The organism is Corynebacterium sp. LaCa_70 (genome assembly GCF_058182015.1).
Window position 1 is genome coordinate 1,870,796 of the sequence record NZ_CP190914.1, and the last position, 24,836, is coordinate 1,895,631.

At 54.8% G+C, this 24,836-nt stretch carries 21 protein-coding genes; 6 read left to right on the forward strand and 15 right to left on the reverse strand.

Features of this window, described 5'->3' with window-relative positions:
- Positions 1-111 precede the first annotated feature (111 nt).
- Positions 112-1,647, reverse strand: a complete 1,536-nt coding sequence (locus ACP8MI_RS08510) for a PucR family transcriptional regulator ligand-binding domain-containing protein (protein ID WP_284589584.1) — start codon at positions 1,645-1,647, stop codon at positions 112-114.
- A gap of 131 nt (positions 1,648-1,778) precedes the next feature.
- Here ACP8MI_RS08510 and gabT point away from each other — a divergent pair, with 131 nt between their 5' ends.
- Positions 1,779-3,104 (forward strand): 4-aminobutyrate--2-oxoglutarate transaminase, encoded by a 1,326-nt coding sequence (gabT, locus tag ACP8MI_RS08515; protein WP_284589649.1) that lies wholly within the window; start codon positions 1,779-1,781, stop codon positions 3,102-3,104.
- Between the two features lie 157 nt (positions 3,105-3,261).
- Here the strand turns inward: gabT and ACP8MI_RS08520 are convergent, their stop codons facing one another.
- From ACP8MI_RS08520 to ACP8MI_RS08550, 7 genes are all read right to left on the reverse strand, one after another.
- A complete protein-coding gene (locus ACP8MI_RS08520) occupies positions 3,262-3,663 on the reverse strand; it encodes a hypothetical protein (protein ID WP_249606014.1) in 402 nt (133 codons plus the stop codon).
- The gene (locus ACP8MI_RS08525; RefSeq protein WP_249606015.1) at positions 3,660-4,022 is read right to left on the reverse strand and encodes a hypothetical protein; all 363 of its coding nucleotides are present in this window, start codon (positions 4,020-4,022) and stop codon (positions 3,660-3,662) included. The genes ACP8MI_RS08520 and ACP8MI_RS08525 overlap by 4 nt, the downstream gene beginning before the upstream one ends.
- A gap of 6 nt (positions 4,023-4,028) precedes the next feature.
- Positions 4,029-4,454: a hypothetical protein gene (locus ACP8MI_RS08530; protein WP_249606016.1), complete on the reverse strand. Its 426-nt coding sequence runs from the start codon at positions 4,452-4,454 to the stop codon at positions 4,029-4,031.
- Between the two features lie 128 nt (positions 4,455-4,582).
- Complete coding sequence (locus ACP8MI_RS08535) at positions 4,583-6,226, reverse strand: amidohydrolase (protein WP_249606017.1); 1,644 nt, start codon at positions 6,224-6,226, stop codon at positions 4,583-4,585.
- A gap of 25 nt (positions 6,227-6,251) precedes the next feature.
- Positions 6,252-7,877, reverse strand: coding sequence for an AMP-binding protein (locus tag ACP8MI_RS08540; protein WP_249606018.1), 1,626 nt, complete (start codon positions 7,875-7,877; stop codon positions 6,252-6,254).
- 39 nt (positions 7,878-7,916) lie between these two features.
- Complete coding sequence (locus tag ACP8MI_RS08545) at positions 7,917-8,978, reverse strand: trimeric intracellular cation channel family protein (protein ID WP_284589583.1); 1,062 nt, start codon at positions 8,976-8,978, stop codon at positions 7,917-7,919.
- Between the two features lie 87 nt (positions 8,979-9,065).
- Positions 9,066-10,280: a glycerophosphodiester phosphodiesterase family protein gene (locus tag ACP8MI_RS08550; protein WP_284589582.1), complete on the reverse strand. Its 1,215-nt coding sequence runs from the start codon at positions 10,278-10,280 to the stop codon at positions 9,066-9,068.
- A 116-nt stretch (positions 10,281-10,396) separates the two neighbouring features.
- Here ACP8MI_RS08550 and ACP8MI_RS08555 point away from each other — a divergent pair, with 116 nt between their 5' ends.
- The 3 genes from ACP8MI_RS08555 to hisC all read left to right on the forward strand — a co-directional run bounded on the left by ACP8MI_RS08555 (position 10,397) and on the right by hisC (position 14,687).
- Positions 10,397-12,148 (forward strand): thiamine pyrophosphate-dependent enzyme, encoded by a 1,752-nt coding sequence (locus tag ACP8MI_RS08555; RefSeq protein ID WP_284589581.1) that lies wholly within the window; start codon positions 10,397-10,399, stop codon positions 12,146-12,148.
- Positions 12,149-12,228: 80 nt separating this feature from the next.
- On the forward strand, positions 12,229-13,548 hold the full coding sequence (locus tag ACP8MI_RS08560; RefSeq protein WP_284572730.1) for an amino acid permease: 1,320 nt from the start codon (positions 12,229-12,231) through the stop codon (positions 13,546-13,548).
- A 98-nt stretch (positions 13,549-13,646) separates the two neighbouring features.
- Complete coding sequence (gene hisC, locus ACP8MI_RS08565) at positions 13,647-14,687, forward strand: histidinol-phosphate transaminase (protein WP_284589580.1); 1,041 nt, start codon at positions 13,647-13,649, stop codon at positions 14,685-14,687.
- On the opposite strand, the gene ACP8MI_RS08570 is transcribed toward hisC, so the two are convergent.
- Positions 14,684-16,045, reverse strand: a complete 1,362-nt coding sequence (locus ACP8MI_RS08570; RefSeq protein ID WP_049168225.1) for an MFS transporter — start codon at positions 16,043-16,045, stop codon at positions 14,684-14,686. The two genes, hisC and ACP8MI_RS08570, sit on opposite strands and share 4 nt — an antisense overlap.
- Positions 16,046-16,153: 108 nt before the next feature.
- Positions 16,154-17,311, reverse strand: coding sequence for a helix-turn-helix domain-containing protein (locus ACP8MI_RS08575; protein ID WP_284589579.1), 1,158 nt, complete (start codon positions 17,309-17,311; stop codon positions 16,154-16,156).
- 147 nt (positions 17,312-17,458) lie between these two features.
- On the opposite strand from ACP8MI_RS08575, the gene ACP8MI_RS08580 reads away from it, so the two are divergent.
- Entirely contained in the window at positions 17,459-18,712 is a 1,254-nt protein-coding gene (locus ACP8MI_RS08580; RefSeq protein WP_284589578.1) for a M20 family metallo-hydrolase, read from the forward strand.
- A 19-nt stretch (positions 18,713-18,731) separates the two neighbouring features.
- Here the strand turns inward: ACP8MI_RS08580 and ACP8MI_RS08585 are convergent, their stop codons facing one another.
- From ACP8MI_RS08585 to ACP8MI_RS08605, 5 genes are read right to left on the reverse strand one after another with little or no spacing between them, the layout of a single operon-like run.
- On the reverse strand, positions 18,732-19,424 hold the full coding sequence (locus ACP8MI_RS08585) for an SOS response-associated peptidase family protein (RefSeq protein ID WP_284589577.1): 693 nt from the start codon (positions 19,422-19,424) through the stop codon (positions 18,732-18,734).
- A 55-nt stretch (positions 19,425-19,479) separates the two neighbouring features.
- The gene (locus ACP8MI_RS08590; protein WP_284589576.1) at positions 19,480-20,760 is read right to left on the reverse strand and encodes a TRAP transporter large permease; all 1,281 of its coding nucleotides are present in this window, start codon (positions 20,758-20,760) and stop codon (positions 19,480-19,482) included.
- Positions 20,757-21,257: a TRAP transporter small permease gene (locus ACP8MI_RS08595; RefSeq protein WP_284589575.1), complete on the reverse strand. Its 501-nt coding sequence runs from the start codon at positions 21,255-21,257 to the stop codon at positions 20,757-20,759. Before ACP8MI_RS08595 ends, ACP8MI_RS08590 begins: the two co-directional genes overlap by 4 nt.
- Before the next feature lie 5 nt (positions 21,258-21,262).
- Entirely contained in the window at positions 21,263-22,405 is a 1,143-nt protein-coding gene (locus ACP8MI_RS08600) for a DctP family TRAP transporter solute-binding subunit (protein ID WP_284589574.1), read from the reverse strand.
- 46 nt (positions 22,406-22,451) lie between these two features.
- A complete protein-coding gene (locus ACP8MI_RS08605) occupies positions 22,452-23,741 on the reverse strand; it encodes an enolase C-terminal domain-like protein (protein ID WP_490290659.1) in 1,290 nt (429 codons plus the stop codon).
- A 291-nt stretch (positions 23,742-24,032) separates the two neighbouring features.
- On the opposite strand from ACP8MI_RS08605, the gene ACP8MI_RS08610 reads away from it, so the two are divergent.
- Entirely contained in the window at positions 24,033-24,806 is a 774-nt protein-coding gene (locus tag ACP8MI_RS08610; protein WP_284812957.1) for an IclR family transcriptional regulator, read from the forward strand.
- Positions 24,807-24,836: the final 30 nt, after the last annotated feature.

Sequence of the window (24,836 nt, forward strand, 5' to 3'; positions counted from 1 at the left end):
CGTTTGCTGGGACATCCACTTCCTCAACGGATTCTTTCGGGATCGTCCAGCACGCAACCGTTTTTCGACGCTTCCTGCCAATGGCGTCGAAATTAGCTTTACTCAGATGCCCTAGCCCGCCAGCACCAACACCAACTCAGCGCGGGTCAGAGGATCCTCCAGATCAAAACCCACACACTGCTTAACCCGCGCGATCCGCGAACGCACCGTGTGTCGGTGAATCCCCAGCGCATCGGCGGTGGCACCCACATTGCAGGAATTCAGCAGATACACCCGCAACGTCACGATCAACTGCTCCGCTTGCTCGTCGCCAAGCCCCTGCGCATACACCCCAGCCAACAACTCTTGCCGACGCCGTCGCAACGCAGCATCCACCCCCGGCACGCGCAACCACGCAGGCGTAGTCTCACGCCACTCCGCCACGCTCCCCGGGGCAAGCGCACCGGCGTGCACCAGCAACCGATCACAATCCGCCTGCCCAAAACCACGCCACGACCGCCGCTGGAGCGCCAGACGAGCTGTCGCGCACGCAGGAAAATCCTGCGCCAACTCCTGCGGGGCCGGCAACCGATCTTCTGGATGAGAAACCAGCAACGCCTGGGTATCAGAAAGCCGCAGCACATAACGGGCCCCGTCCCCAGAACGGGCCGCGCTTCGATGACTAGCTGCGCCTGCACCCTGCACATACGCCGTGATCGTGGCGGCCAGCTCATCCGATCGATCAGCAACGAGTCCCGCAAAGACAACCTCACCGCGGCTGGCGACCAGATCCATCGCATCCGCCAGCAGGTCACGCTGACGAGACACCGCAGTGGAGCCAGCAGGCCCGGCTTCTGCCCGGTCACCGGAAGTCTCGCGCACACCACGAACCTCGCCCGCCAGCAGCGTCGACAAGACCAACGCCCCGAGTGCTTCGGCAGGCCCGGCATGGTCCTGCGCAGAACGATGCACCAACAACCCCGCCAGGCCAGCCAAATGCTTGATCAACGCGCGGGCGTAGGCATCAAATTTTCCGGCCGCTTCCACCACCAACATGGCCGCCACCCGGCCCGGCAACTCGATCTTTTGCTGCATCCGGGCACCCCGAAGCCCCATCGCACCGCCAGCTTGCGCCCACACTTCACCGGATTCCCCGACAACCGCCACCGCGGCAGCCAACTCCCGCGCACCCACGCGGCACACATCATCCAGCCCGCCGCGCCAGGCAGCAGCGCTTAGTTTTTCTTGTTGCTTGCGCAAGACGGTTTGCCGTTCCTGCTCCCGCCGGGTCTGCTCGCGGCTAACCGCAGACATCACCGACAAAAATGGGGTGGGCCGTGGGACCTCACAAAGCACCAGGTCATGCTGCGCCGCGGCGTCGACAAGCTCTTCTGGCACGTCGGCAAATGCAATCCCGGTACCGAACCCAATCCCGGCCACCCCGGCGTCGGCAAGCACCCGGGCATACGTGGCAAACTCGCCGCGCTTGTCGACGAAATCGAGACCCACCAGCATGATGATCGCGCCCGGCAGCGTGAATTCGGCCGGATTGCGCAGCTCGCTGACGTGCACGGTGGTAAAGGTGCGCTGTTCAGTATTAGTTCCCACCAACGGGCGCAGCCCGAGCTCGCTTTGCTGAAATAACCACCGAAACGTCAAATCCGACATGACTATACACAGTAGCGAAATGACAGCTAAAAATTCGCCATCCTGGACATAGATTTTGTGACCGAAACTACAGATAATGAGTGGACAACACTTCACACACCACCCACTTCGCAGAACAGGATGTGATCACGATGAAAGACCTCACCTACCGCATCGAACAGAAAATCTCCATCAACACTGAGCTCCCCGGGCCCAAAAGCACCGAGTTGTTCACCCGCCGCAACCAGGCCCTGCCTTCCTCGGTGGGATCGGTGCTGCCGGGATTCGTCGTGGACGGCGACGGCGGCATTCTTGTCGACGCCGACGGCAACCAATTCCTAGACCTGGCCTCCGGCATCGCCGTGACCTCCGCCGGTGCCTCCAACCCGCGCGTCGTCCAAGCCATCCAGGACGCTGCCGCCCGGTTCACCCACACCTCGTTTATGATCTCGCCGTATGAGTCCTACGTTGCACTGGCAGAAAAACTCAACAAACTCACCCCCGGTGAGCTCGATAAACGCACCGTGCTGATGAACAGCGGCGCCGAAGCCGTGGAAAACGCGGTGAAAATCGCGCGCCACTACACCAAGAAAAAAGGCGTCGCCGTGTTCGACTATGCCTTCCACGGCCGCACCAACTTGACCATGGCCATGACCGCGAAGGAAACCCCGTATAAAGCAGGTTTTGGCCCGTTCGCCAGTGACGTCCACCGCGTGCCAATGTCGTACCCGCTGCGGGATGGTTTAGCTGGCGACGAGGCCGCCGAGCGCACAATCGCAGAACTAGAAAAAGTCGGCGCAGACAACCTGGCGTGCGTGGTCATCGAACCAATCCAAGGCGAGGGCGGATTCATCGTGCCTGCCGAGGGATTCTTGCCTCGCATCGTCGACTGGTGCCGCGCCAACGACGTGGTGTTTATCGCCGATGAAATCCAGGCCGGCATCATGCGCACGGGCACGTGGTTTGCCAGCGAACACGAAGGGATCGTGCCGGACCTGGTCACGATGGCCAAAGGCATTGGCAACGGTATGCCAATTTCTGCGGTCACTGGACGCGCGGAAATCATGAACGCGCCGCAACCAGGCGGTATCGGTGGCACCTATGGTGGAAACCCGGTCGCGTGTGCCGCTGCACTGGCGACGTTGGAAGAAATGGAAGCAGAAAAACTCGGCGAGCGTGCCACGGAAATTGGCAAGATCGTTCGCGAGGAACTCGCCGAGATCACCGAGCACCCGCGCGTAGCCGAATTACGTGGGCGCGGGGCCATGGTGGCAGTCGAGTTCGTTGACGCCGAGGGCAACCCAGACAAAGAACTGACCGGTGCCATCGTGCAGGCGGTTCAATCCGAGGGCGTGCTGGCGCTGAGCTGCGGGCAGGACGGAAACGTGATTCGCTTCTTGCCGTCGCTAGTAATCCCTGAGGCTTTGTTGCGTGAAGGCTTGCAAACCATCGTGCACCACTTCAAACAGTTAGTTTAGCAATACTCAGAGCAGGCTGACGCTAGTAAAAACAATGTTTTCTGGCATTAAGTGCTAGGTTTCCAGTAGTAAACAAAAACCCCAGGAAAATCTCCCTCAACTCCATACAGAGCTAAGGGAGATTTCAATCTGCATTGAGATTTCTAGCTTGTGAAAACTAGCAATTCTCGACTCCATCAAAACGGGCATTTACGAAAGGCCCCGGTACAAAATCATTAATGTCATGCGTATGCGAGGCACCGGGCGGCAGAGTCAAGCAGCTTGAATCAGAACCGAAGGCAACGAGAATTTTTACTCGCTGATCAATATCGCAATCATTACTGACTGTGACTTTACCGTCATTGTCGGACACATTCACACAAGTCGCGGCTGAACGAAAACCCGATCCCGGAGCTGACGTATCAGGCAAGAATCCATCCGGATCAACATAGGTCGGCACCTGATCACCTGGCTGATATATATGCTCAGAAGACAACTGTTCTGCCTGAGCCGTCGATGCCGTTGCTCCAAAAGCAAACATTCCAATAATTCCTGCTGCTATCCTTATTAATTTTTTCATGGTTTCCCTTCCAGATATTCCATGTTAGGTGATTTTTCCGGGGTAGAGGTGAGAAAACTTTCAAAAATGGCCGATGCCTCCAGCAGAACCTCTGTTTCATGATCTTTGTCATGACTTCCATCAAATGGGGGGAAGTCATACCATTGACGCACTAACTTTCCATCATGCCGATGGGGGGAATGGAGATCGAAATAATGCCAAATCTCACCCTTAAATTGTTCATATGGTCCTTGATATTCCTGCACACCAAAATTGTGCAAAATAATATCTCCATTTTGGATATCGCTCAAAATTAAATTTTTGAGCACTTTTGCCAGGTAATCCATCTTCCGGGGATCACTTGCTTCCACAATATCCATGGTCACCTACCTATAAAAGGCGGTGATGACGCCCACCGGGCGGTGATCACCAGATCTTTCATCTATTCGTTCGGTAACCGCGACAGTCATATCCCGGCCCCCAACAGGATAGGTACATTCAACTGTTTTATCCCCTCCATTCAACCCATTTTTACAGTTTGGGGCATTATGCAACACAATTTCCATTTCTCCAGCAGCTGGCACATAACCACCATGACGTTCTTGGATGTGTTTAATGCCAAACCCCCTGTCGGTGCCAAGATTTTGCTCACCTTCACGAAGCGGCAGGTCCTCCCCTGCAGGCCCAATGATTGTCGTGTGAATATCCCATTTTGATCCGGCAGCTTCGGCCTCGCCAGCAAACAGACCACCAAATGTTACAGCTAACACCGCGAATATCGACGCGGTGATACCCTTCTTCTTCTGAAGCATTGTTACCACTCTCCTCAGTTTTGTGTTCAATCAATGCTTCAGAGATAAGCCTACACCTGCTTCGTGATTTGTGTAACTCTTTTTCTTTAAAAGCTCACAATTCACCTTTTCCAGATTGAGAATCCAGGCTAAACCTCCTGTAAACCACCGTGCACGAACTCGCCGCCCACCATCGTCGCCACAACCTCGATGTCACTGATTACGTCCGGATCCACCTCGCGGGGATCGTCGGCAAGCACCACCAAGTCAGCCAACTGGCCCGGCGCGATCTGCCCCTTGCGGCCAGCCCAGCCGGTCGCTGCCGCAGACCCCACGGTGTACGCGTAGAGCGCGTCGTCGACCGTGATGATTTCTGCTGGCCCGAATTCTTCGCCGTTTTCTGTCTTACGTTGCACGAATGCCTGAATAACCTTGAGTGGTTCCCCATCGGCAACCGGGCGATCCGAGCTGCCCGGCAAGATCATGCCCGCTTCCAGCAAACGCTTGGCCGGGTAAGCCAGTTTCGTGCGCTCTTCACCGAGCATATCAGCCATGATCCCGCCGAATTCCGGGATGAACCGGGGCTGCGGGGCAACGACGATGTTGTTTTTCGCTAGGCGCTCGATCTGGTCGGTACGCACTACCCCGCCGTGTTCGATGCGGTGCGGCATTTCCGGTGCGCCGTATTTTTCGGTGGCTTCTTCGATGATGTCGAGTGCCAGGTCGATCGCGGCATCACCGATCGCGTGCAGTGCCAGCGACCAACCGTTTCCAGCAGCCTTGATGGCTTGGTCACGCATATCTTCCGGGTCGCCCTGCAAGTAGCCCTTGCGGTGTGAGCAACCACAATAAGCTTCTGTCATCGCCGCGGTGGTGCCCAACATTGAGCCGTCGGTAAACAGCTTCACCGGCCCGATCTGCAGGTGCTCGTCGCCAAGCCCCGTGCGGATGCCAGCATCCAAGCCGTGGCCTGCCGGATCATCCGCATGGCCGTCGAGTGGATGCAACACGTCGCTGGTGATCATCGCTTGGGTGCGCGCCAGCAGATCACCGGCGGCTGCGGCTTTCTGATACGCGGCCATTTCACGCGGACTGTGGCCGATCCAGCCACCGGCGATTCCGGCATCAGTCACCGAAGTCAGGCCTTCTTCTACATAACGACGGTGCGCCAGCTGCAGCGCGTAGGCGAGCTCGTCGACCGATTCCGGGCTGAGCTGATCGTTAATGGCGCGCATGGCGTTTTCTTCCAGCAATCCAGTGGGCTTGCCGTCGTCATCAAGCACCACCTGGCCGCCTTCTGGCTGCTCCGGGTCATCAATGTTGATGCCGCCTGCTTGCAGGCCCGCGGTGTTGACCGTCATGCTGTGGCCAGAATTGTGCTTGATGGCCAGCTTACGGTTGTCGGTGGCTCGGTCCAGCTCAGCGATGTCCAGCTCTTCCCCACCCATTTTCGACGGGCGGAAATTCGAAGCAATCAGCCACTCCTGGTCTGGACGATCCTTTTCTGCCTGGGCCAAGGTGTCATACACATCCTGTGCGCTGTGGCAATCACTGAGATCAATCTCTGCCAGCGTCAGGCCAAACCACACCGAGTGGCAGTGCGCATCGTTAAAGCCCGGCGCGATAAACGCGTTGTTGGCATCGAAGCGACGGCGCGCACCCAGCTGATGGGCCTGGGCCTCATCGAGGATGAAAAACCGGTCGCCGACAATGCCGACTGCGCTTGCCGACGGATTCTCGCGGTCGCCAGTCCAGATACGGGCATTAGTAATGAGGGTGTCGAGCAGGGCCATGATGGTTGCTTCCTTTCAGTTCTTCTCAGCGTTCAGCCTCAGCCACAGGGAGGTTCTGCAGCTCCTTACGCAGGATCTTTCCGGTGCTTGATTTCGGAATCACATCAATGAACTCCATCATGCGGATTTTTTTGTATGGTGTCACGCGCTGGGCCACCCATTCTAATAAAGCCTCGGCACTAACAGCTGGATCAGCAGCATCAACCCCCTGCTGCAGCACCACGAACGCGCGCGGCAGCTCTTCCCCATCAGATTCACGCCGGTGCCCGACTACTGCGGCATCGGCGATGGCCTCATGCGTCATCAACAGCGCCTCCAATTCCGCAGGCGCAACCTGATAGCCCTTATACTTGATCAATTCTTTCAAGCGATCAACCACGTAAACGTTGCCGCGGTGATCCAAATTTGCGATATCACCGGTGCGCAGCCAGCCGTCGTCAATCATGATCCTGTGGGTCGCTGCATCATTGTTGAGATACCCCAGCATCACTTGTGGGCCACGCACCCACAACTCACCGTCGGCCGAACGCTGCCCGGCACGCGCTGGCAGTGGAATTTCCTCGAAAGCGGCAGAGCTAACGTCTACCACCTTGATCTCCGTATTAGCTACCGGCACCCCGATGGAATCCAGTGGGGTCACGCCGATATCACCGACGTTCGTAACCGGGCTGGTTTCGGTCATACCAAAGCCCTGAATAACGTTGACCCCCAAGCGATCAGCAACGGCGCGCGCTAACTCACCATCCAGGGAAGCCGCCCCGGAGAGCACAGTTTCTAAAGCGCTGATATCAAAATCAGCAACCAACGGATGCTTAGCTAACGCCACAGCAATCGGCGGAGCGATAAAAGTAAAAGTCACCCCATACTTTTGGTGCGCGGCCAAGAAACTTCCCAATTCAAACTTCGGCATGGCCACGATGTGCGAACGTAAACGCAAACCAACGTTCAACAACACATTCATGCCATATATATGCGAAAACGGCAGCACGCACATAAGCACAGAATCGCGGTGCACCCCGTTAGTCTGTAGCCGCGCGCTCATCTGCACAATATTCGCCACCAAGTTCCGGTGGCTAAGACGCACGCCCTTCGGAAGCCCCGTGGTTCCTGAAGAATAAGGCAGCGCAGCCACATGCGTGGCAGGATCAATATCAAGATCCGGCGGGGCGTACCCTGCAGCCACGAGAGCCTGCACACCGGTGTTCTCATCAGTAAGATCCACAATGTTCTGAGCAACGATTCCAGCCTCTTTGGCTCCGGCAAAGCCGGCTTGCCCCAGCATGCTGGTGGTGAACAAGTAGCTCGCAGCAGAATCTTTGAGCTGCTGCGCAATATCCGCGGTGTTCAACAGTGCGCCCAACGTGGTTACGCTCGCCCCGGCGCGCAAACTTCCGTGGAATGCCACGGCAAAAGCAAGACTATTCGGGCAGTGCAGCCCGATAACATCTCCCGGTTTTATTCCCCGGTGCGTGAGCGCACCAGCAAATGCGTCGACAAGCGCTTTGAGTTCCGCGTAGGTGGTTGTGGAACCGGTCGCATCATCGGTGATAGCGATGTGGTCACGATCTTCATCGGCGAGGTTGCCAAACAACACGTCGTAGACAGTGCTATTCGGGATTTCCAGATCTGGTTGTGCACTGTAAATTGGCATGTCTTCTAAGTTTTAAGCTTTCTTACCCCTAAGCTACTTTTAATCGCGGGAATTATAGCGGCTCATCAGACGTTCAATGAGTTCATCTGTGAGCTTGTCATCCGCCAAAATAGCATCAAGCAGCCGCTGCGATTCTTCCGTGGATACCGGCTCTTCGGTGTCATAAGAATCACCGCTCAAGTCCATGCCAAAATCGGTCTCGTCAGCTACGCCAGAATCGGTACTAGCGCTGAGCTGATCGACATCGGAATCAAAAGAATCCATGAACTCACTGACTTCTTCCGCCGTCATCTTCCTTCGCTTGCCAGAGCGCGCCTCTTTTTCAATCCGCCGCTGCAGCGCAGCCTCCATCTGCCGGTGCCGCCACGACCGCACACGGTGCGGCTCCAATTTGCGCCCCACCGCGCGACTTTTGTTCTCTGCCTTTTTCGCCAGCACCTTCACCTGCGCTGCGGTGTCGTTAATCGGCGCCCAATCTTGGTGCGCAGGCACACGCCACCCAGCCCAAATCCCTAACAGCGCTAAGAAAATGGACACTAACGGGCCGACGACCATGCCGACGGCCAGCATGCCAAAATGATTGCCGATAAGCACAATGCTGGCGCACGCAATCGCCGGGATGACCGTCGGCTGATTATTGCCAAAAACGGCCGGCTCACGCCCCATAGAAATATCGCGGATCATGGAACCGCCGGTCGCGGTAAACACGCCCATCATGATGCACGGAATCAGCGGCAAGCCATAAGTAATGGCTTTCACGGCACCGGTCCCAGCCCACAGACCCGAGACGACGGCGTCGCCATGCGCTTGAATATAATCCCAGGTTTTGCCCTTGAAATACACGAAACGCGCAATGAGCGCGCCAGTAAAAGCCAGGTACAAGTACTCCGGTTCGCTCATCGCCGCGACAGTGCCCTGGTTGATGAGCACATCGCGCACCATACCGCCGCCCAACGAGGAGAACATCGCGATGAAGAAAAACCCGATGATGTCGTAACCGCTTTTTCGCGCGATGGTGCCACCGATAATTCCCATCAGTAACACGCCGCTGACATCGGACCAGCGGTAGAGAGATTCAATGAGCGGATCTACTTCGGGCATAAGCAATATTGAACTCCACAGCTAAGCAGACCGCGAAATTAGTCCACCCAAATGCGCCGAAGTAGCGACCCTATGAGCACTACTACTTTATTTCTCCCGGACTACCGCTTGGCCCATGCTTGGGTAATCGGTGATGAAGCCGTCCACACCTGCAGCAATCTGCTCACGCATGGTGTCTTCATCATTGACGGTCCACGGCACCACTGCCATGCCCGCCTTGTGCGCCTGCGAAATTAACTCCGGTGTAGCGACCGGGTGGTAGTCGTCGTCACGCGGGGTTTGCCCATAAGGAACCGCATGCCCCGGCGAAAGCACCTGCACGCCTAGCTGTTTTGCGGCTTCCACGATGTCACCATCGACGGCATCATAATCAACATCGCCAATCCAGGCCGAGCCCGATTTCCATGTAGTTTCGTCCCACAACAAGACCAGCGGAATCTCAGCATCGCGTTCACGCACCAGCGGCAACGATGCCCAATCGAAGGACTGAATCATGGTGCGATCAGCAACATCAGCGTCGTCTACCTCATCCATGATCGCATCAACGAATTCCTGTGGCGATGCCGTTTGCTCACGGTGTTCCGGCTCCAGCTTGGTCTCGATATTGAAGTGCACATCCGGGTAATCCGCGGCGATCTCGAAAACCTCAGAAAGCTGCAGCAAGCGGTTGTCGTCCTGCGGGGCCGCATCGGGGAAATCGTCCAGGTTCTTATTGCAGTTCAGCGTGGAAACCTGCTCGAAAGTAAGATCGTGGAGCAACTTGCCGACGTACGGGAACTGCGGATCATCCTCGGTGACAGGCTTGGTGTCCTGGCATTTCTCGGCATCGATCTCCGTATCGTGCCAGACCACGGGGACTCCGTCTGCAGACAGCTCGATGTCGAATTCCAGGGTGGTCACGCCCATTTCTAGGGACTTTTCCAAACCCTCACGGGAAGATTCGATCCATTCGCCCCGACCAAAACGGTGCGATTGCAGATCAAACCCGTCTGGTAATTTCGCCGCCGCTGCTGGAACCGGGTTCGCCTGCACATCCAGCTCGGCAACCTGCTGTTTGTCGAATGTCAGCTTTTCTTCCTGACCAGCCGAGGTGGATTCGGTGACACTTTCTGCTGCCTCGCTGGCGTTATCGGCCGCGTTGTGTGCTGCATCAGCGGCGTCATCAGCCTGCGAACATCCCGCCAGGGCAATAGCACTTACCCCGAGTGCTGCGATGACCTTCGCTCCACTCGTCCCACCACGCCTGCTCGAGCGCGAATTACGCAAGCTGGACAGACCAAAAGCACGTGCGCTATCTGTCATGAATTCCTCCTCTAAATAGTTAACAAGTCCATAGTTTTTTGCCCGCAATGTTAGTATGATTCAGATCACGACAAAGATCGTTGAACAGTATCCCTGCTACATCGCGAGGTAACAGCATGAGCATAGGCCACGTAGGCACAGCAATCGCCCGTAGTCTTGAACTCCACGACGTCCCACGGATCTTCGAAGTACCAGGCGAAAGCTTCCTTCCGGTGCTCGACGGTCTGTACAAATCCTCCATTGACACCATCGTATGCCGCCAAGAAGGCGGTGCCTGCTACATGGCAGAAGCCCACGGCAAAGCCACCGGACAACCCGGCGTCGCCATGGTTACCCGCGGTCCGGGCGCTGCTAATGCATTCGTCGGCATCCACACCGCCTGGCAAGATGCTACTCCCCTAGTGCTGTTCGTCGGCCTGGTCCCCACCAGCGACCGGGACCGCGAGTCTTTCCAAGAATTCGATATCAAAGCGTGGTTCGGCACCCAGGCTAAACGCGTCTATGTGCTTGACGACGCCTCCCGCGCCAGCCGCGTGGTCGCCGAAGCCTTCCACCTGGCCACTCAGGGCCGACCCGGCCCCGTCGTCATCGGCCTGCCGGAAGACGTACTGCACCAAGAATTTACCGTTGAGCTCTGCCAGCCACTTCCCGCCAGCCACGGCGCATTCAGCGGCGCTGACCTGAACTTCCTGTCCGATGAACTGCGCGCAGCAGAGAAGCCACTGATCTTCGCAGGCGGCGCACACTGGAACTCGGATACCTGCGCGGCAATCCAAAAATTTGCCGAAGAACAGCAAATTCCCGTGGTTCACGACTGGCGTGCCAGCGACCGCATCGCGTTTTCCTCGCCAGCGAATGCCGGTTGGCTCGGCTACGGCCGCAACGACGCCGCCACCCAGCTGCTCACCGAGGCCGACCTCGTCGTTGAGATCGGCGCGGTACTCACCGATGTGCCTACCGACGGCTACACGCTGCGCCAAAGCCTGGATGCGAAAAATATCCTGATCAACACCGATACCACCCTGCTGGGGAACTCCGCGGCCATCACCCGCCACATCCTGGCCAGCCCGCAGGCCTTCGCGGAGGTTACCGAGGAACTGACCAAACGCATCGGCTCCGCAGAGCGGGTCGCCGCTGGCAGTGGCACCAGCAGCAGCGCCAGCACAGGTACTGATGCCGGCACTGATGCTGCTATCTCTGCCACCCAACACGAGTGGTTCACCACCGCGCACCGTAACCACCTGGCCTTTGCGAACGTCGGCAAGCAAGAAGACTGGCCAGAAACCGCCGCTGGCACCGCGCACATGGAAGCCATCATGGAATCCATCCAGCAACAAGCCCCGAAAGATGCACTGTATACCTTTGGTGCCGGAAACCACTGCCTGTGGGCGCAGCGCTACCTACGCACCGAAACGTTCCCGTCGCAGCTCAGCGTGCGCAACGGATCGATGGGATATTCCATTCCTTCGGCGGTGGCAGCCTCGCTGCAGTTCCCGGAGCGCACCGTCATCACCATTGCTGGCGACGGCGAATACCTGATGAACGGCCAAGAGCTTGCCACCGCAGTGCAGGCAGGTACGGCGTTTTTGGCGATCGTGATGAGCAACGCGGAATTCGGCACCATCCGCACCCACCAGCTCAACCACTACCCCAAGCGGGTCTCCGGCACGCAGCTGACCAACCCGGACTTCGCTGCCGCCGCCGTTGCCTACGGTGCGCACGGCGAAACCGTCACCTCAGACCAGGACGCCGCCGGGGCTGTCGAACGCGCCCTGGCTGCGGTGCGTGAAGGCAAACCGGCAGTGATTAACGTTATTACCGACCAAGCACTGTCCATCCCGACCGTTCGCCAAAACACCGACGAGTAACGCCGGGCACACACCGCCCCGGCACCGACGGCTGGCCGCCCCGGCAGCCAGCACCCAGCTCACACAAGAAAGCAACCGCTATGAGCACAAACAACCACAGCGCCACCAGTGGCGCCAGCCCAGCAACGAGCACCACAAAACAACAGGCAAAGAAAAACGCCGAGCCAGCCGGATCCACCTCATCGTGGGTGATCACGCTGTTCGGTACCGCCGTCGGCGCAGGCATCCTGTTTTTGCCGATTAACGCCGGTTCCTTCGGCTTCATCCCGCTGCTGTTCGCCACCATCATCGCGTTCCCACTGGTCTATTATTCCCACCGCACCTACGCGCGCATCGTTTCTGCAGCACCGGAAAAAGACCACGGCAAAGACGTCCTGGAACTGTGCACGCAGTACCTGGGCCGCGGCGGCGGTGTCATCATCGCGATCTTGTACTGGATCGCCGTATTTTCCACCGTGCTCATTTACGGTGTCTCGATCACCAACGCCGTCGATAGCTTCATCGTCAACCAGCTGGGTGGGCCTTCAATCAACCGCTGGATCTTGGCGACGCTGTGTGTTGGTTTGATGACAGCCGGGTTCGCCTTCGGCCGCAAACCAATGCTGTGGCTGGCGCAGATCCTGGTCTACCCACTGATTCTGTTCCTGGCGATTACCTCGATCTACCTGATTCCGCGCTGGGATATCTCCAGCTTTCTGGAATTCGACTACGACGGCGGCGGCTTCCTCTCCGTCGTCAAGGGTGTTTTGCTGATCCTGCCGGTGATGGTGTTCTCGTTCTCACACATGGCCGCGCTCTCACAGCTATCCGTCGACATGCAGCCGGCGCATGGCAAGAACACGGAAAAGCGCGTGTCCAAGATTGAGTTCTACACCGCGATCCTGCTGGTCGTATTCACCATGGTCTTCGTGTGGTCGTGCGTGCTGGCACTCGGCGCCGACGGTATGCGCGAGGCGCACGAGCAAAACATTCCGGTGCTGTCCTACTTCGCAAACGTCACCGGCACCCCGATCATGGCCGCAATCGCGCCGATGGTGGTGGTGTGCGCGATCGTGTCGTCGTACTTCGGCCACCTGCTGGGTAGTGAGGAAGGCACCGAGTACCTGTTCAAAACCGTCGCACCCAAAACCGCTGCACGCATCCCGCGCCGCAACCTGCTGATCGGCATCTACGTCTTCGCGTTCGCCGCCACCACACTGGTCGCGGTGTTCAACCCATCGATCGTCACCCTGGCATCCGTGGTCGCCGGCGTCTTCGTGGTTTTCTTGGTCTACCTGCTGCCGGTTTATATGTTCCGCAACCTGGACGTGTACAAACACATACGTAAAGACAAAGCCAACTACTTCGTATTGATCCTGGGACTGATCATCATGGCCATCACCATCTGGGATCTGTTCTAATACTTAACGTTCAGGTTGCACCTGTAACCTCAATCCCGCATCACCCCATCAACCCGAGCCTTACTCACTCCAACCCGCATTCTCAGGAGGTCAGATTCATGCTGCGCAAAGATCTTAGCGAATTCCCCTATTACCGCCCCGGCAAAAGCGCCGAGGGTAAAGTCAAGCTCTCATCCAATGAGGCCGACTATGCTCCACCATCATTCGTGCAAGATGCCATCCACGCGGCCGTGCAGTATGGCAACCGCTACGGCGAATTCGGCTGCCCGGAGCTTACCGCGGCGCTGGCAGAATACCTGGGGCTCAGCGAGGACAACCTCTGCGTCGGCCCGGGTGCCTCCTCCATCGTGCAGCGTGCGGTGCGCATTACCTGCAACACTGGCGACGAGGTGGTTTTCCCTTGGCGCAGCTTCGAGGCCTACCCGTTGTATGTGCGCATGGCCGGCGCCGTTCCAGTGACAGTTCCGCTTGCCGACGACTACAGCATCGATCTGCGCGCCTGCGCCGAGGCAATCACGGAGAAAACCAAACTGGTCATCCTGTGCAACCCGAACAACCCGACCGGAACGACGTTTAGCCGCGCCGAGTTCCGCGAGTTCATGGATATGGTGCCGGATGACCTGGTGGTTCTGATCGACGAGGCGTACTGGGAATTCAACGATGATCCCGACCGCCCGGATGCAGTGCAGGAAATCCAGGACTACCCCAACCTGATCGGTGCACGCACCTTCTCTAAGGCCTTCGGTTTGGCCGGTATGCGCGTCGGCTACGGCTTTGCCCAGCCAGAATTGGCCAAAGCACTGAACCTGGTGGCACTGCCGCTAACGGTAACCGCGATGGCCGAGCAAGCGGCAATCGCTGCCCTCGCCAACCGCGAAGCATTTACCCCGCGTGTAGAAGAGTCCAAGCGACAGCGCGACCGCATCGCGCAGGCCGTCGGTGCCGCACCGTCGCAGGGCAATTTTGTGTGGATGCCGCGCGCGGATGCCGAAGACGTGGAAAAACGCATTTTCGACGAAGGCGTGATCATCCGCCGCTACGGCGACGAAGGCGTGCGCGTGTCCGTGACCAGTGAAAAAGAAGCCGACGCGTTCCTGAATGCATGGGAACGCGCGGGTATTAGCAAACAGGCAGATTAACTCGAGCTGACGACTATATCGTCAACAACGCGATTACGCGAGGCAATAAAACCTGCTGTCGCAGTGATGAGAGCGACCACGATGAGCAGAGCGATAGCTGCGCCTGAGCTCGGTTCATCGGTCTGTCCGGTCAAAGCGGTCGCAATGAACGGCAGAAAACCAGACAGAGCCCCTGCGATGTTGTACCCCAAGGAAACTCCGCTATAACGCAGTTGCGCAGGGAAAAGCTCGCTCAACACTGCACCAGTTACAGCATATGAGATCGTCAAAGATCCAATACCCAAGCAAATTGCCAGTGTAATAGCAATTATGCTTCCGGTATCAATAAGAGCCCACAGTGGCCAAGCTAATGCTGCGGTCAAGATTCCACCCCACCCCATCAGCTTTCCGGGACCGATCTTTTCTGCGAATCTGCCCGCGAAAACGATAACAATGATCTGCACCGCTGCAGCGGCCAATGTGGCGTTCACAACCAATTGTCGTTCAACTCCGAGCACCGTGGTCGCATAACTGACGACATAGGTGTTCATGATGTAGAAACCACCGACTCCTAGGAACGCGGCTGCAACAGCAATCGCTAGTGGTTTCGCCCCTTTCCGGAACACGTCGAAAGCCCCAACTTTCGGTGCGTCAGCTTGTTCTTCTAGCTGTTGGAAAACCGGCGATTCTTCCACCCGCATACGAATCCAGAGTGCAACCGCGAGCAACGGAAATGCTGCAAGAAATGGAATACGCCATCCGTAAGCATCAAACTGTTCTTCCGGCATAACGAGTACAAGTGCAAACGCGGCCGACGACATCAACGTACCAACTGGAGATCCCAACTGGACCCACGAAGCATAACGAGCACGCCGTTCTGGCGGTGCATGTTCGATTGCGAGCGTGGTGGCACCTCCCCACTCACCACCGACAGCCAGTCCCTGCAGCAAGCGGAGGACGGTCAATGCGATCGGTGCTGCAACTCCGATTGCACCGTAATCCGGCAATAGACCAACCAGACCAGTGGCTGTACCGATGGCAATGATGCTAATGATCAGCACTGGGCGGCGCCCGACCCTATCGCCCATAAGTCCGAACAGCCAGGCACCTAATGGGCGTGCTAAAAACCCAACGCCAAAGGTGGCAAATGCAGCCATAGCTGCTGCCACATCGTTCAAATCCGTGAAAAACAAACGGTTAAATACTAATGCCGCTGCCAAACCGAAAAGGAAGTAGTCATACCACTCCAGCGCTGTCCCTACGAATGCGCCAAAGGCTATCCGACGGACATCCTTCTCGTTAACGACAATGTGATTCGAGGCTGAACCTGTTGGCTCTACACCTTCGCCAGCGATTTTCGGGCCCGCGGGATCAGACATAACTCTCCTGACACAATCAATAACCAGTGATTAGAGCCACACTAATAAATGAATTAGATTAAACGAACTAGCTGCGTCACATTCTGTAAAAGAGTCGACTTCCTCCCCTTATTTTTTGTGCAAATGCACTGCCAATCCGGTAATTACTTTCGCAGCTTCTAAAGGGACGGTGACATCAAAACCCGTAATCGACTCGAAGCTTTTCAGTCGGTTCACCACGGTATTTCGGTGGCAATGCACTCTAGAAGCTACTGCTTTGATGGATCCGGTTTCGAAGTAAACCCGAACTGTTTCTAATAATTGCTCAGCATCAGCTCCCTGCCCAACCGCGGAAGGTATCCGTGAAACACTAGATTCAGGTAGAAATTTACCTACAAATGCGCCCGAGGCACGGAGAATCAAGTCGTCAGCTTTCCAGCACCCAGGTTCCAAATTGTCGCATAATAGAGACAATAATTTCTGTGACCGAAGTACAAATTCTCTAACCTGCCGAATCCCCTGAATCTGATCAGCACTCAAAACAGCAACTCCATGTAGCTGCTCATGTACAAAATCCACATTGGTTGAGTGGAAGACAACAAATCGTTCACCGACTTGATGTCCATATAGCGTGCCAACAGCGAGCGCTTCCGAAGCCTGTTGCTGCAAAGTATTCGCTGAACCAATCGTCGAAATCATTACCCGAAAGGCTCCACTTCCATCGAGCTCAAGTCCTCGTTCTATAGCCGCTTCGTCCTGTGCTTCTAGCGGCATGGTGGCAAAAAGTCGAGCTAAATGCTGTTTTCGGATGATACTAAGGTCTCTTGTGATGCGTGCCTGCGCTAACGCATATTGTTCCCGAAGATCAGCAATGAAGCGCGAGACCACATAACTCAATTCTTCGACATGCTCAACCAAAACCTCAAGATGATCGTTACCGGCATAGCCCTTCAACCGCCGCCACAGCACCGAAAAATCGAGGTTAATCGCATTCATCACCGCTTCAAGGGGGACGCCTTGTAAAACACGGCTGTGCGCAATCTGCCGTGCCAGACCATGCCGAAAATCATCGTCCTTGTTATCAGACAGTTCTTCAATCAATAATGTAAATATGTCGTAGGCGGTCTTATTTAATTCTTCTAAAGGTAAACTGTATTGCTGATATTCCCCCGAATCCAGCAAACTCCGAACAAATTCCCTCACCAACAGTGGTCTCTCATTGCTTAAACGTTCCAGGAAGCCCCGCCACTGCGTGTTCAAGGATTGGGAAGATTTTGCAGAATGCATTTGCACAATGCCTTTCCTATAACCGCTGACAAAATGACAGATAATCAAACTCTGGGACTTATTTTTTAGGTCTTAAGATATTCTGCAACAGTATTAGAGAAATTCGTAACAAGTATCACTAATCTTTACAGAAGAGGACTAATAACCATGAGTACGCCCCCTTTTTCCGACGACTCCTTCCTGCAGGATTTCGCCACCATGTCCTCGCACGGGGCCACAGAAGCAGGCGGGGTGGACCGCGAGGCCTGCACCCAGGCGGACCAGGAAAACCGCCAGTGGATGTCCCGCGTGTTCGAGCGCGCCACGGGTGCCCCGGTACAATTCGATGCCATCGCGAATCAGTTCTCCACCATCGAGTTCGTGCCCGGCGCGCCCTACGTGTTGCTGGGCTCGCACCTCGATTCCCAGCCGCTGGCGGGGCGTTTCGACGGCGCCTATGGCGTGCTCGCAGGCGCGTATGCTGCCGCCCGGGTGCGCGCGGCGGTAGAAGCCGGTGAAATCACCCCGAAATTCAACTTGGCAGTGGTGAACTGGTTTAACGAGGAGGGCTCGCGTTTTGCCCCCAGCATGATGGGAAGCTCGGTGGCAGTGCAGAAGCTGGGGCTGGACGAGGCTTTGGCTTCACGCGATTTTTACGGCACCACCGTGGAGGATGCTTTCGCTGAGACCGGCTACCCTGGCGATGCCCAATTGCCAGAGATTGCCTCATACGCGGAGATCCACAACGAACAGGGCAAAAACTTAGAGCAGGCCGGCGCACAGATTGGCCTGGTGACTGCGACTTGGGGCGCTCGGAAATTCCGGATCGTCGTCCGTGGTGAGCAGGGCCATACCGGTTCGACACTGATGGAAGATCGCCACGACGCGCTGTTTGGCGCCTCGATCGTGATCGCGCAAGCGCGGCGCATCGTCGACAAGTTCCCCGGCCAACCGCTGCAGATCTCTGTTTCGCAGATGGAGGTCAAGCCAAATTCGCCGGTGACCATCGCACGCGAGGTCATTTTCAACGTTGATATCCGCTGCCCACACGCGGAAATTCTGGACCAGGCCGAGCAGCACCTCGAGACGGTAATTGCCGAGGCTGCCGACGAGGCGCGCGTGGACATCGACCGGACCCTCACTCACAGCTGGAACCAGAACGATTACTCGCCTGCTGGCTGCGAACTCGCCCGCGAGGTGGCAGAAGAGCTGGGCTATTCCCACCGGGAGGTGATGACGGTCGCCGGGCACGATTCCACAAATATGAAAGACGAAGTGCCCACCGTGATGCTGTTCGTACCGAGCGTCGACGGGATTTCACACAACGAGGCCGAGCTGACACTTGACGACGACTGCTTGGCCGGTTTGGACGTGTTTACCGGTGTGGTCAGCCGTTTGGTCGCCGGCGCGCTGCACGAATAACGGCCGGGGCCGGTACGAGCTAAAACAATGTGGCATCCCCGGGTTGCGCCTTCGCGGTGGTAGCCCGGGGTTTGTGCTGTGCGCTTGCGTTACCTGGAGCGTCCGCGATGCGCACCTGCCTACTCAGGCTTTCCGAGGCAGCGAGTGCTTCTGCCAACAGCTCCTCGTCGCCGTGCAGGTTAGGATCGAGCCAGTCGTCGTGAAGTTTTTCCGGCAACAGCAACGGCATGCGCGGGTGCACGGTGGCAGCTTCGGCGACCGCATCCCGGGTGACCAGCGCGTAGCTGAGAAGATCCCCATCCGGCTGGTGTGAGGTGGCCGCGATGGTGGCGATGGCAAAACCTTGGGTATTGGGCAACTCAAAGCGCTGGCCTTTTTCTATGTACCAATGTGCCGGGGCCAGGCCGCGGTGCTGAGCAAACGGTTTCTTCGACACCCGCGAGTGCAGAAGTTTATCATCGCGAGCATTGAATGCGCTGAACTGTGCTGGCTCATTGCCTAAATGCAACCACCACCACGCAAGGTCAAGCTGGCGCTTGCCTTCCGGGGCGGTGATCAGGGGGTTCAGGTTCCGGGCTTTGCGCCCAGTAATTTTCGCGGTGCCGCTGCGCTGGTCCATCCATTGCTCCAGCAGCTGCTGGCTTTCTGGTTGGAACAGCGGCTCATAGTTCGGCAGTTCCATGGTTGGCTCGAGCCCATATGTTGCGCACATGGCCGCTAGCCTAGCGCATGAAATTTGTAGTTAAGATAGCTCAAGCATCAAGGAATTAAATTATTCCAAGTACATGCGGAAGCCAAAGCGTTAATGGCGGTATAAATGCCACAGCGAAGAGGGTTATTAGCATTGGGACGAAAAATGGCACAGTCCCACGTATTACTTGAGTGACAGGATATTTCGTAACTGAGGATAGTACGAAAAGCACCAACCCAACCGGCGGTGTCAGCAAACCAATCATCAGATTGAAAATCATCATGGTTCCCATATGGACCGGATCCAACCCATACGCTTCACCGAGCGGTATCAAAACTGGTGTCATCACCAAAATTGCACTCGTTGGTTCTAACACGGCGCCGACAATGAGTAACACGATATTTACGATTATTAAGAAAAATAATGGTTTATCTGTAATTTCAAAAATTAATTGTCCGAATATTTGGGGTGCTTGCTCCCGTGCAAGCACCCACCCAAACAAACTTGCCGACGCGACGATCAAAAGAATACTTCCTGTAGTTTGAACACTATTCACCAGAACGTCTCGAATATTTCGGAAATTAAAATTCTTATAAACAATCGCTAAAACTGCAACGTAGATTACACCTATTGCTGATGCTTCTGTTGGGGTAAAGATTCCAGACAGGATTCCACCGAGAACAATTATTGCAGCACCTGCCATTGGCAGCGCCTTAATAGACAGTTTGACGCGATCTTTTGCAGAGGCTTTTGGCATTCGTAGGTCATCATCATCCCTTGTCAAATACCAGACCATAACGACTAATCCAAGAACAATTATTAGAGCTGGAATAATCCCAGCAGCAAACAATGCACTAATTGAAACACCAGCGGTAACGGCATAAATAATCGCAGGGATTGAAGGTGGCATCATCGGAGCGACTAGCGAGGATGCACCTGTAATTCCTAATGAAAATTCAGGACTATACTTCCTCTCCACCATTGCGGGCACTTGCACCCGCCCCATTGCAGCAGCATCTGCAATAGCAGCACCTGAAATCCAGCTAAACCCAAAACTCGTGGCAATATTTACATAACCTAACGATCCGCGTAGATGCCCTATCAACGCAACAGCAGCGTCGTACATTTTGTCCGTTGCGCCAGATATATTCGCCAAATTTCCCAATAAAATAAACATTGGTACTGCCAATATTGCAAAATCGAATACCCCAGAAGTTGCCTGTTGGGAGGCTACCGATATTGTTGTGTTAGGTTCAAATAAGATATATATAAGACTTGGGATTAGTAGAGCAAACGCTACTGGTACTCTCAACGCAAGTAATATAAGAAGGGCTGCAAGCATCGCCAATAGAATCATGAGGCTTCCTTTACCGTAGTTCCTGATGCGTGCTGGACGTCATCGCCGCCACGAATCACCGAGACGATATTCCAAGCAGAATGAATGAATATTAAGAAAAACCCAATACACGAAGCTGAATACAGCAGCATTACCGGAAGATCAGTCGCAGGCAGTCGAACATCTACCATTAATGAGGACATTACGAACCCTGCAAACCCCATAACTGCAGATGTTGCTGCCCCGATGGTCTTACCGATGACGTCTACTAACCGAGATATTTTTCCGGGTAGCTGATCATATACTAGGTCAACAGTTAAATGGTCATCACGGTTTGCAACAAGTATCGCTGATGAAAAAGTAAGCCACACTAAGCAGAGGCGCGCGACTTCTTCTGTCCAAGACAAGGGTGCGTTAAGCACGTACCGGGTAAAAACCTGCAGTACAACAACTATAAAGACTGCAAGAAGAAACCCCTTCGCGACCCAAGCTTCTATATTTGTAATCCAACGGTTCATACGAATCAGCCCTCAATCTGCTCACCCAATAGGGAGGATTTGATATCCTCACCGACGACTGTGGTAATTCCACTATCGATTTCGTCTTGAACCCGTTCATAAATCGAAGCCCACTCTTGATCAGGTAATAACCGTTGTTCAATAGCTGATTGGAACTTTGATTGGTCGACATCATCGACTATTTCTATCGATCCATCTTTCTTCCAGGTTTCTAGAATTTCGACTTCTCCGGATTTGATACATTCGAAGTTTGCGACCCTCGCTTTGTCTGTCGCAGCTTTAAGTGCGCTAGCTTCATCCTCCGTCAATGATTCCAGAAGATCACTAGAGGTGAATACTTGAACTCCTTGGATGATATGCCCAGTCAAGTTCAAGGTAGACTGCACCTCATTGAACTTGTTCGAGTAAATCGTCGGAATTGGGTTCTCTTGAGCGTCAATCGTTCCTTGTTGCAACCCAAGATAAACTTCCGTTAACGCCATAGGTGTGGCGGTACCACCGAATGCTTCCATCATTTGCAAATACATTGGAGCATCGGGAGTACGAATTTTTACCCCTCTTAGATCCTCTGGATTTCTGATTGGTTTATTCGATGTAATGTGCCTAGTCCCATATAACCAAGAGCTATAAACCTCGAGTCCAGTTTCATCTGCCATTTCTTCGTAAAACTGAGTCATAGTTTTACCTCGCATCACTTTGTCATAAGTTTCTGCATCCTCAACAAAAAATGGCACATCAACGACAACCGCTTCTGGATACCAATTTGCAAAAAATGCTCCGGTAGACATCCCGATATCTAACGCCCCTGTGACCACTTGTTCCACAGTTTCCATCTCATTTCCTAATTGGCTACCGGGGTACACTTTGAGTTCAATCCCTACTTTTGCCAGTTCTTTTTTCATCGTGGCAGTTCCGCAACGATTCGCAGCATGATTAGGCTCATAAACGTTTGCCATTCTGAGCGTTTTTGTGAACTCAACATCGTTGCCATTATCTTGCAGCTCCGCAACTTCAACTGACTCCATCAATCCACATGCAGAGCAAAATAACGCAGGCACCACAATCGCCGCCGCAAGATTTTTCTTTTGATATTTCTTTAGAGGGTTCGTACTGGTCTCGCTGCATTTTGAGATCAATTTATTGACCATGCTGTTTCCTAACATATTAAATTACAGAGATTCGGTAAATTATTGATCATTCCCTGTCGTAATAAACGTATTTTTCTGTGCTCGACAGGGTCATTTCGCAGCTGTTTCCCGGCAACAGAGGCGGCATGTAATTGCCGTTTTTGATCACGACCGGGTCGACGAAATGCTCGTGCTGGTTATCGACGTATTCGATCAACCGGTTGTCCAACGTGCATGACACCGACAAGTAATCGAACATCGCAAAATGTTGCACAGCTTCGCACAATCCGACGCCACCGGCGTGCGGAATAACGGGTTTATTGAACTTGTGTGCCAGCAAGTATTCAATGATGAGTTCTTGTGGTCCGGCGACCCGAGTGGCATCTACCTGCATGATTCCAAAAGCATTCGCCTGCAAGAATTGCTTATACAGGATCCGCGACTGCATTTGTTCGCCGGTCGCAATCGGTATTGGATCAACTGCCCGTGCAATTGCTGCGTGCCCAAGCACGTCATCGGGGCTGGTTGGTTCTTCCACAAACGCCAGATCGAACTCATGGAATTGCTTAATCCACTCAATCGCTTGCGGGACATCCCAGACTTGGTTCGCATCGACCGCCAAGCGCACATCGGGACCAATTGCTTCCCTGGCAAGTGCCAGACGACGCAAATCATCGTCAAGGTTTTGCCCAACCTTGAGCTTGATCAGCTGGAAACCCTTATCTTGGCTTTCTGTCTTGGCCAAACGAACCATCTTGTCGTCGGAATAACCCAACCACCCCGCGGCCGTTGAATAACCCGGGTACCCCTGCGCGAGGAGATTATCGATGCGCGCTTGTTGGCCGCGTTTTCCATCTTTCAGGAAGTCAATAGCTTCTTCTGGGGCTAAGGCATCCGTGAGATACCGGAAATCCAGTGTCGCCACCAGGTCGGCTGGCTCCATTTCTGCCAACAGCCTCCAAAGTGGAACGCCTGCGCGTTTAGCCTTGAGATCCCAGAATGCGTTCAATACCGCACCAATGGCCATGTGTTCGACGCCCTTTTCCGGACCGAGCCACCGCAATTGGGAATCATGCACCAGCTCATCCCACGCGCGTTTCATGTTGTCGAGGTACGGTTCGATTTCTTGGCCGATGAACCGTTGGCTCAGCGATTCGATGGCTTTACAGGCAACATCGTTACCGCGCCCGATAGTGAAAACAAAACCGATACCGGTGTTCCCGTCGTCAGCATCCGTAGAAATTTCTACATACGCCGAGGAATAATCCGGGTCCGGGTTCATTGCATCAGAGCCGGAGAGTGACTGTGATGTCGGAAACCTGAAATCATAGGTTTTTATTTGCGTGATTCTGGACAATTGCGCCCTCCTTGCCGGATGGTTCTGCCGTATCCATAATCATGACCCATAATCATGGAGTTTCATATGGCAGAACCGAGTTCCCAAGTTGTTTAGTTAGAAATGTAGTTCAAGTCACGAACACGCGCAAGGGGTTATGCAAATTACGTCGCAAATTACGCTAAGAATTACGCACATCAATCCACACACAAGGCCGTGCGACAATAGGTACCAACCAGCCGGTCAGGTAAAGACTTCTCCCATAGACTTTTCACCCCATGCCATCCCCGATCCGCAAGGAGCACCCCGATAATGACTACGCCAAATGCTCGCCTCACAGCTGCCGACAAGACCTTAATTGTGCTGCAGGCGGCCATTGAACATGAGCGTTTTTCAGACATTGTCACCGCCACCGGCTTCGCGAAAGCTACGGTGCACCGAATCTTGCAAACCCTGCTTGACTACGAATTCGTCTACCTTGCTAGCGACGGAACCTACGCACCCGGCGTCACTTCACTTCGACTCGCCAGCCGAGCATTCAACTCCATCGACATTTCTGAAGTGGCAAACCCAGTTTTGGCGCAGCTTGCTGAGGAAACGGGCTACACCGTGCACGTGGGCGCACTCAACGTCAATGAAGCAATTTATGTTGCCAAACGCCAAGGGCCTACCCCGTATGAGATTCCCTCCACAATTGGCAAACGGCTTCCACTGCACTCCACTGCAATCGGAAAATGCCTGCTTGCAGACATGGATAAATCCCAGCTAGAAAGCGTCGTCAAGCAAGTCGGCCTAGCTCCCCTAACCCCAAACACCATCACCACCCCGGAAGATCTCGATCAAGAGATTGCCGTGGTGCGCACCCGCGGCTACAGCTTCGACGATGAAGAAAACGTTCCGGGCATCCGCTGCATCGGCGCACCAATCTTCGACCATTCCGGGAAAGCCACATATGGCATCTCTCTGACTTCGCTAGCCATGGAAAAGACGTTAAAGCAGATAGAACGCTTTGCTCCTTTAGTGACAGAAGCCGCTGCTGAAATCTCACACAATCTAGGTGCACACACCACAAAATACTCAAGCTAGATCACATAAATTCGAATTACGGGTTCCATC

Coding starts and splice junctions, on each gene's coding strand:
- ACP8MI_RS08510 (WP_284589584.1), bottom strand. CDS start 1,647: ATGTCGGATTTGACGTTTCGGTGGTTATTTCAGCAAAGCGAGCTCGGG.
- gabT (WP_284589649.1), top strand. CDS start 1,779: ATGAAAGACCTCACCTACCGCATCGAACAGAAAATCTCCATCAACACT.
- ACP8MI_RS08520 (WP_249606014.1), bottom strand. CDS start 3,663: ATGAAAAAATTAATAAGGATAGCAGCAGGAATTATTGGAATGTTTGCT.
- ACP8MI_RS08525 (WP_249606015.1), bottom strand. CDS start 4,022: ATGGATATTGTGGAAGCAAGTGATCCCCGGAAGATGGATTACCTGGCA.
- ACP8MI_RS08530 (WP_249606016.1), bottom strand. CDS start 4,454: ATGCTTCAGAAGAAGAAGGGTATCACCGCGTCGATATTCGCGGTGTTA.
- ACP8MI_RS08535 (WP_249606017.1), bottom strand. CDS start 6,226: ATGGCCCTGCTCGACACCCTCATTACTAATGCCCGTATCTGGACTGGC.
- ACP8MI_RS08540 (WP_249606018.1), bottom strand. CDS start 7,877: ATGCCAATTTACAGTGCACAACCAGATCTGGAAATCCCGAATAGCACT.
- ACP8MI_RS08545 (WP_284589583.1), bottom strand. CDS start 8,978: ATGCCCGAAGTAGATCCGCTCATTGAATCTCTCTACCGCTGGTCCGAT.
- ACP8MI_RS08550 (WP_284589582.1), bottom strand. CDS start 10,280: ATGACAGATAGCGCACGTGCTTTTGGTCTGTCCAGCTTGCGTAATTCG.
- ACP8MI_RS08555 (WP_284589581.1), top strand. CDS start 10,397: ATGAGCATAGGCCACGTAGGCACAGCAATCGCCCGTAGTCTTGAACTC.
- ACP8MI_RS08560 (WP_284572730.1), top strand. CDS start 12,229: ATGAGCACAAACAACCACAGCGCCACCAGTGGCGCCAGCCCAGCAACG.
- hisC (WP_284589580.1), top strand. CDS start 13,647: ATGCTGCGCAAAGATCTTAGCGAATTCCCCTATTACCGCCCCGGCAAA.
- ACP8MI_RS08570 (WP_049168225.1), bottom strand. CDS start 16,045: ATGTCTGATCCCGCGGGCCCGAAAATCGCTGGCGAAGGTGTAGAGCCA.
- ACP8MI_RS08575 (WP_284589579.1), bottom strand. CDS start 17,311: ATGCATTCTGCAAAATCTTCCCAATCCTTGAACACGCAGTGGCGGGGC.
- ACP8MI_RS08580 (WP_284589578.1), top strand. CDS start 17,459: ATGAGTACGCCCCCTTTTTCCGACGACTCCTTCCTGCAGGATTTCGCC.
- ACP8MI_RS08585 (WP_284589577.1), bottom strand. CDS start 19,424: ATGTGCGCAACATATGGGCTCGAGCCAACCATGGAACTGCCGAACTAT.
- ACP8MI_RS08590 (WP_284589576.1), bottom strand. CDS start 20,760: ATGATTCTATTGGCGATGCTTGCAGCCCTTCTTATATTACTTGCGTTG.
- ACP8MI_RS08595 (WP_284589575.1), bottom strand. CDS start 21,257: ATGAACCGTTGGATTACAAATATAGAAGCTTGGGTCGCGAAGGGGTTT.
- ACP8MI_RS08600 (WP_284589574.1), bottom strand. CDS start 22,405: ATGGTCAATAAATTGATCTCAAAATGCAGCGAGACCAGTACGAACCCT.
- ACP8MI_RS08610 (WP_284812957.1), top strand. CDS start 24,033: ATGACTACGCCAAATGCTCGCCTCACAGCTGCCGACAAGACCTTAATT.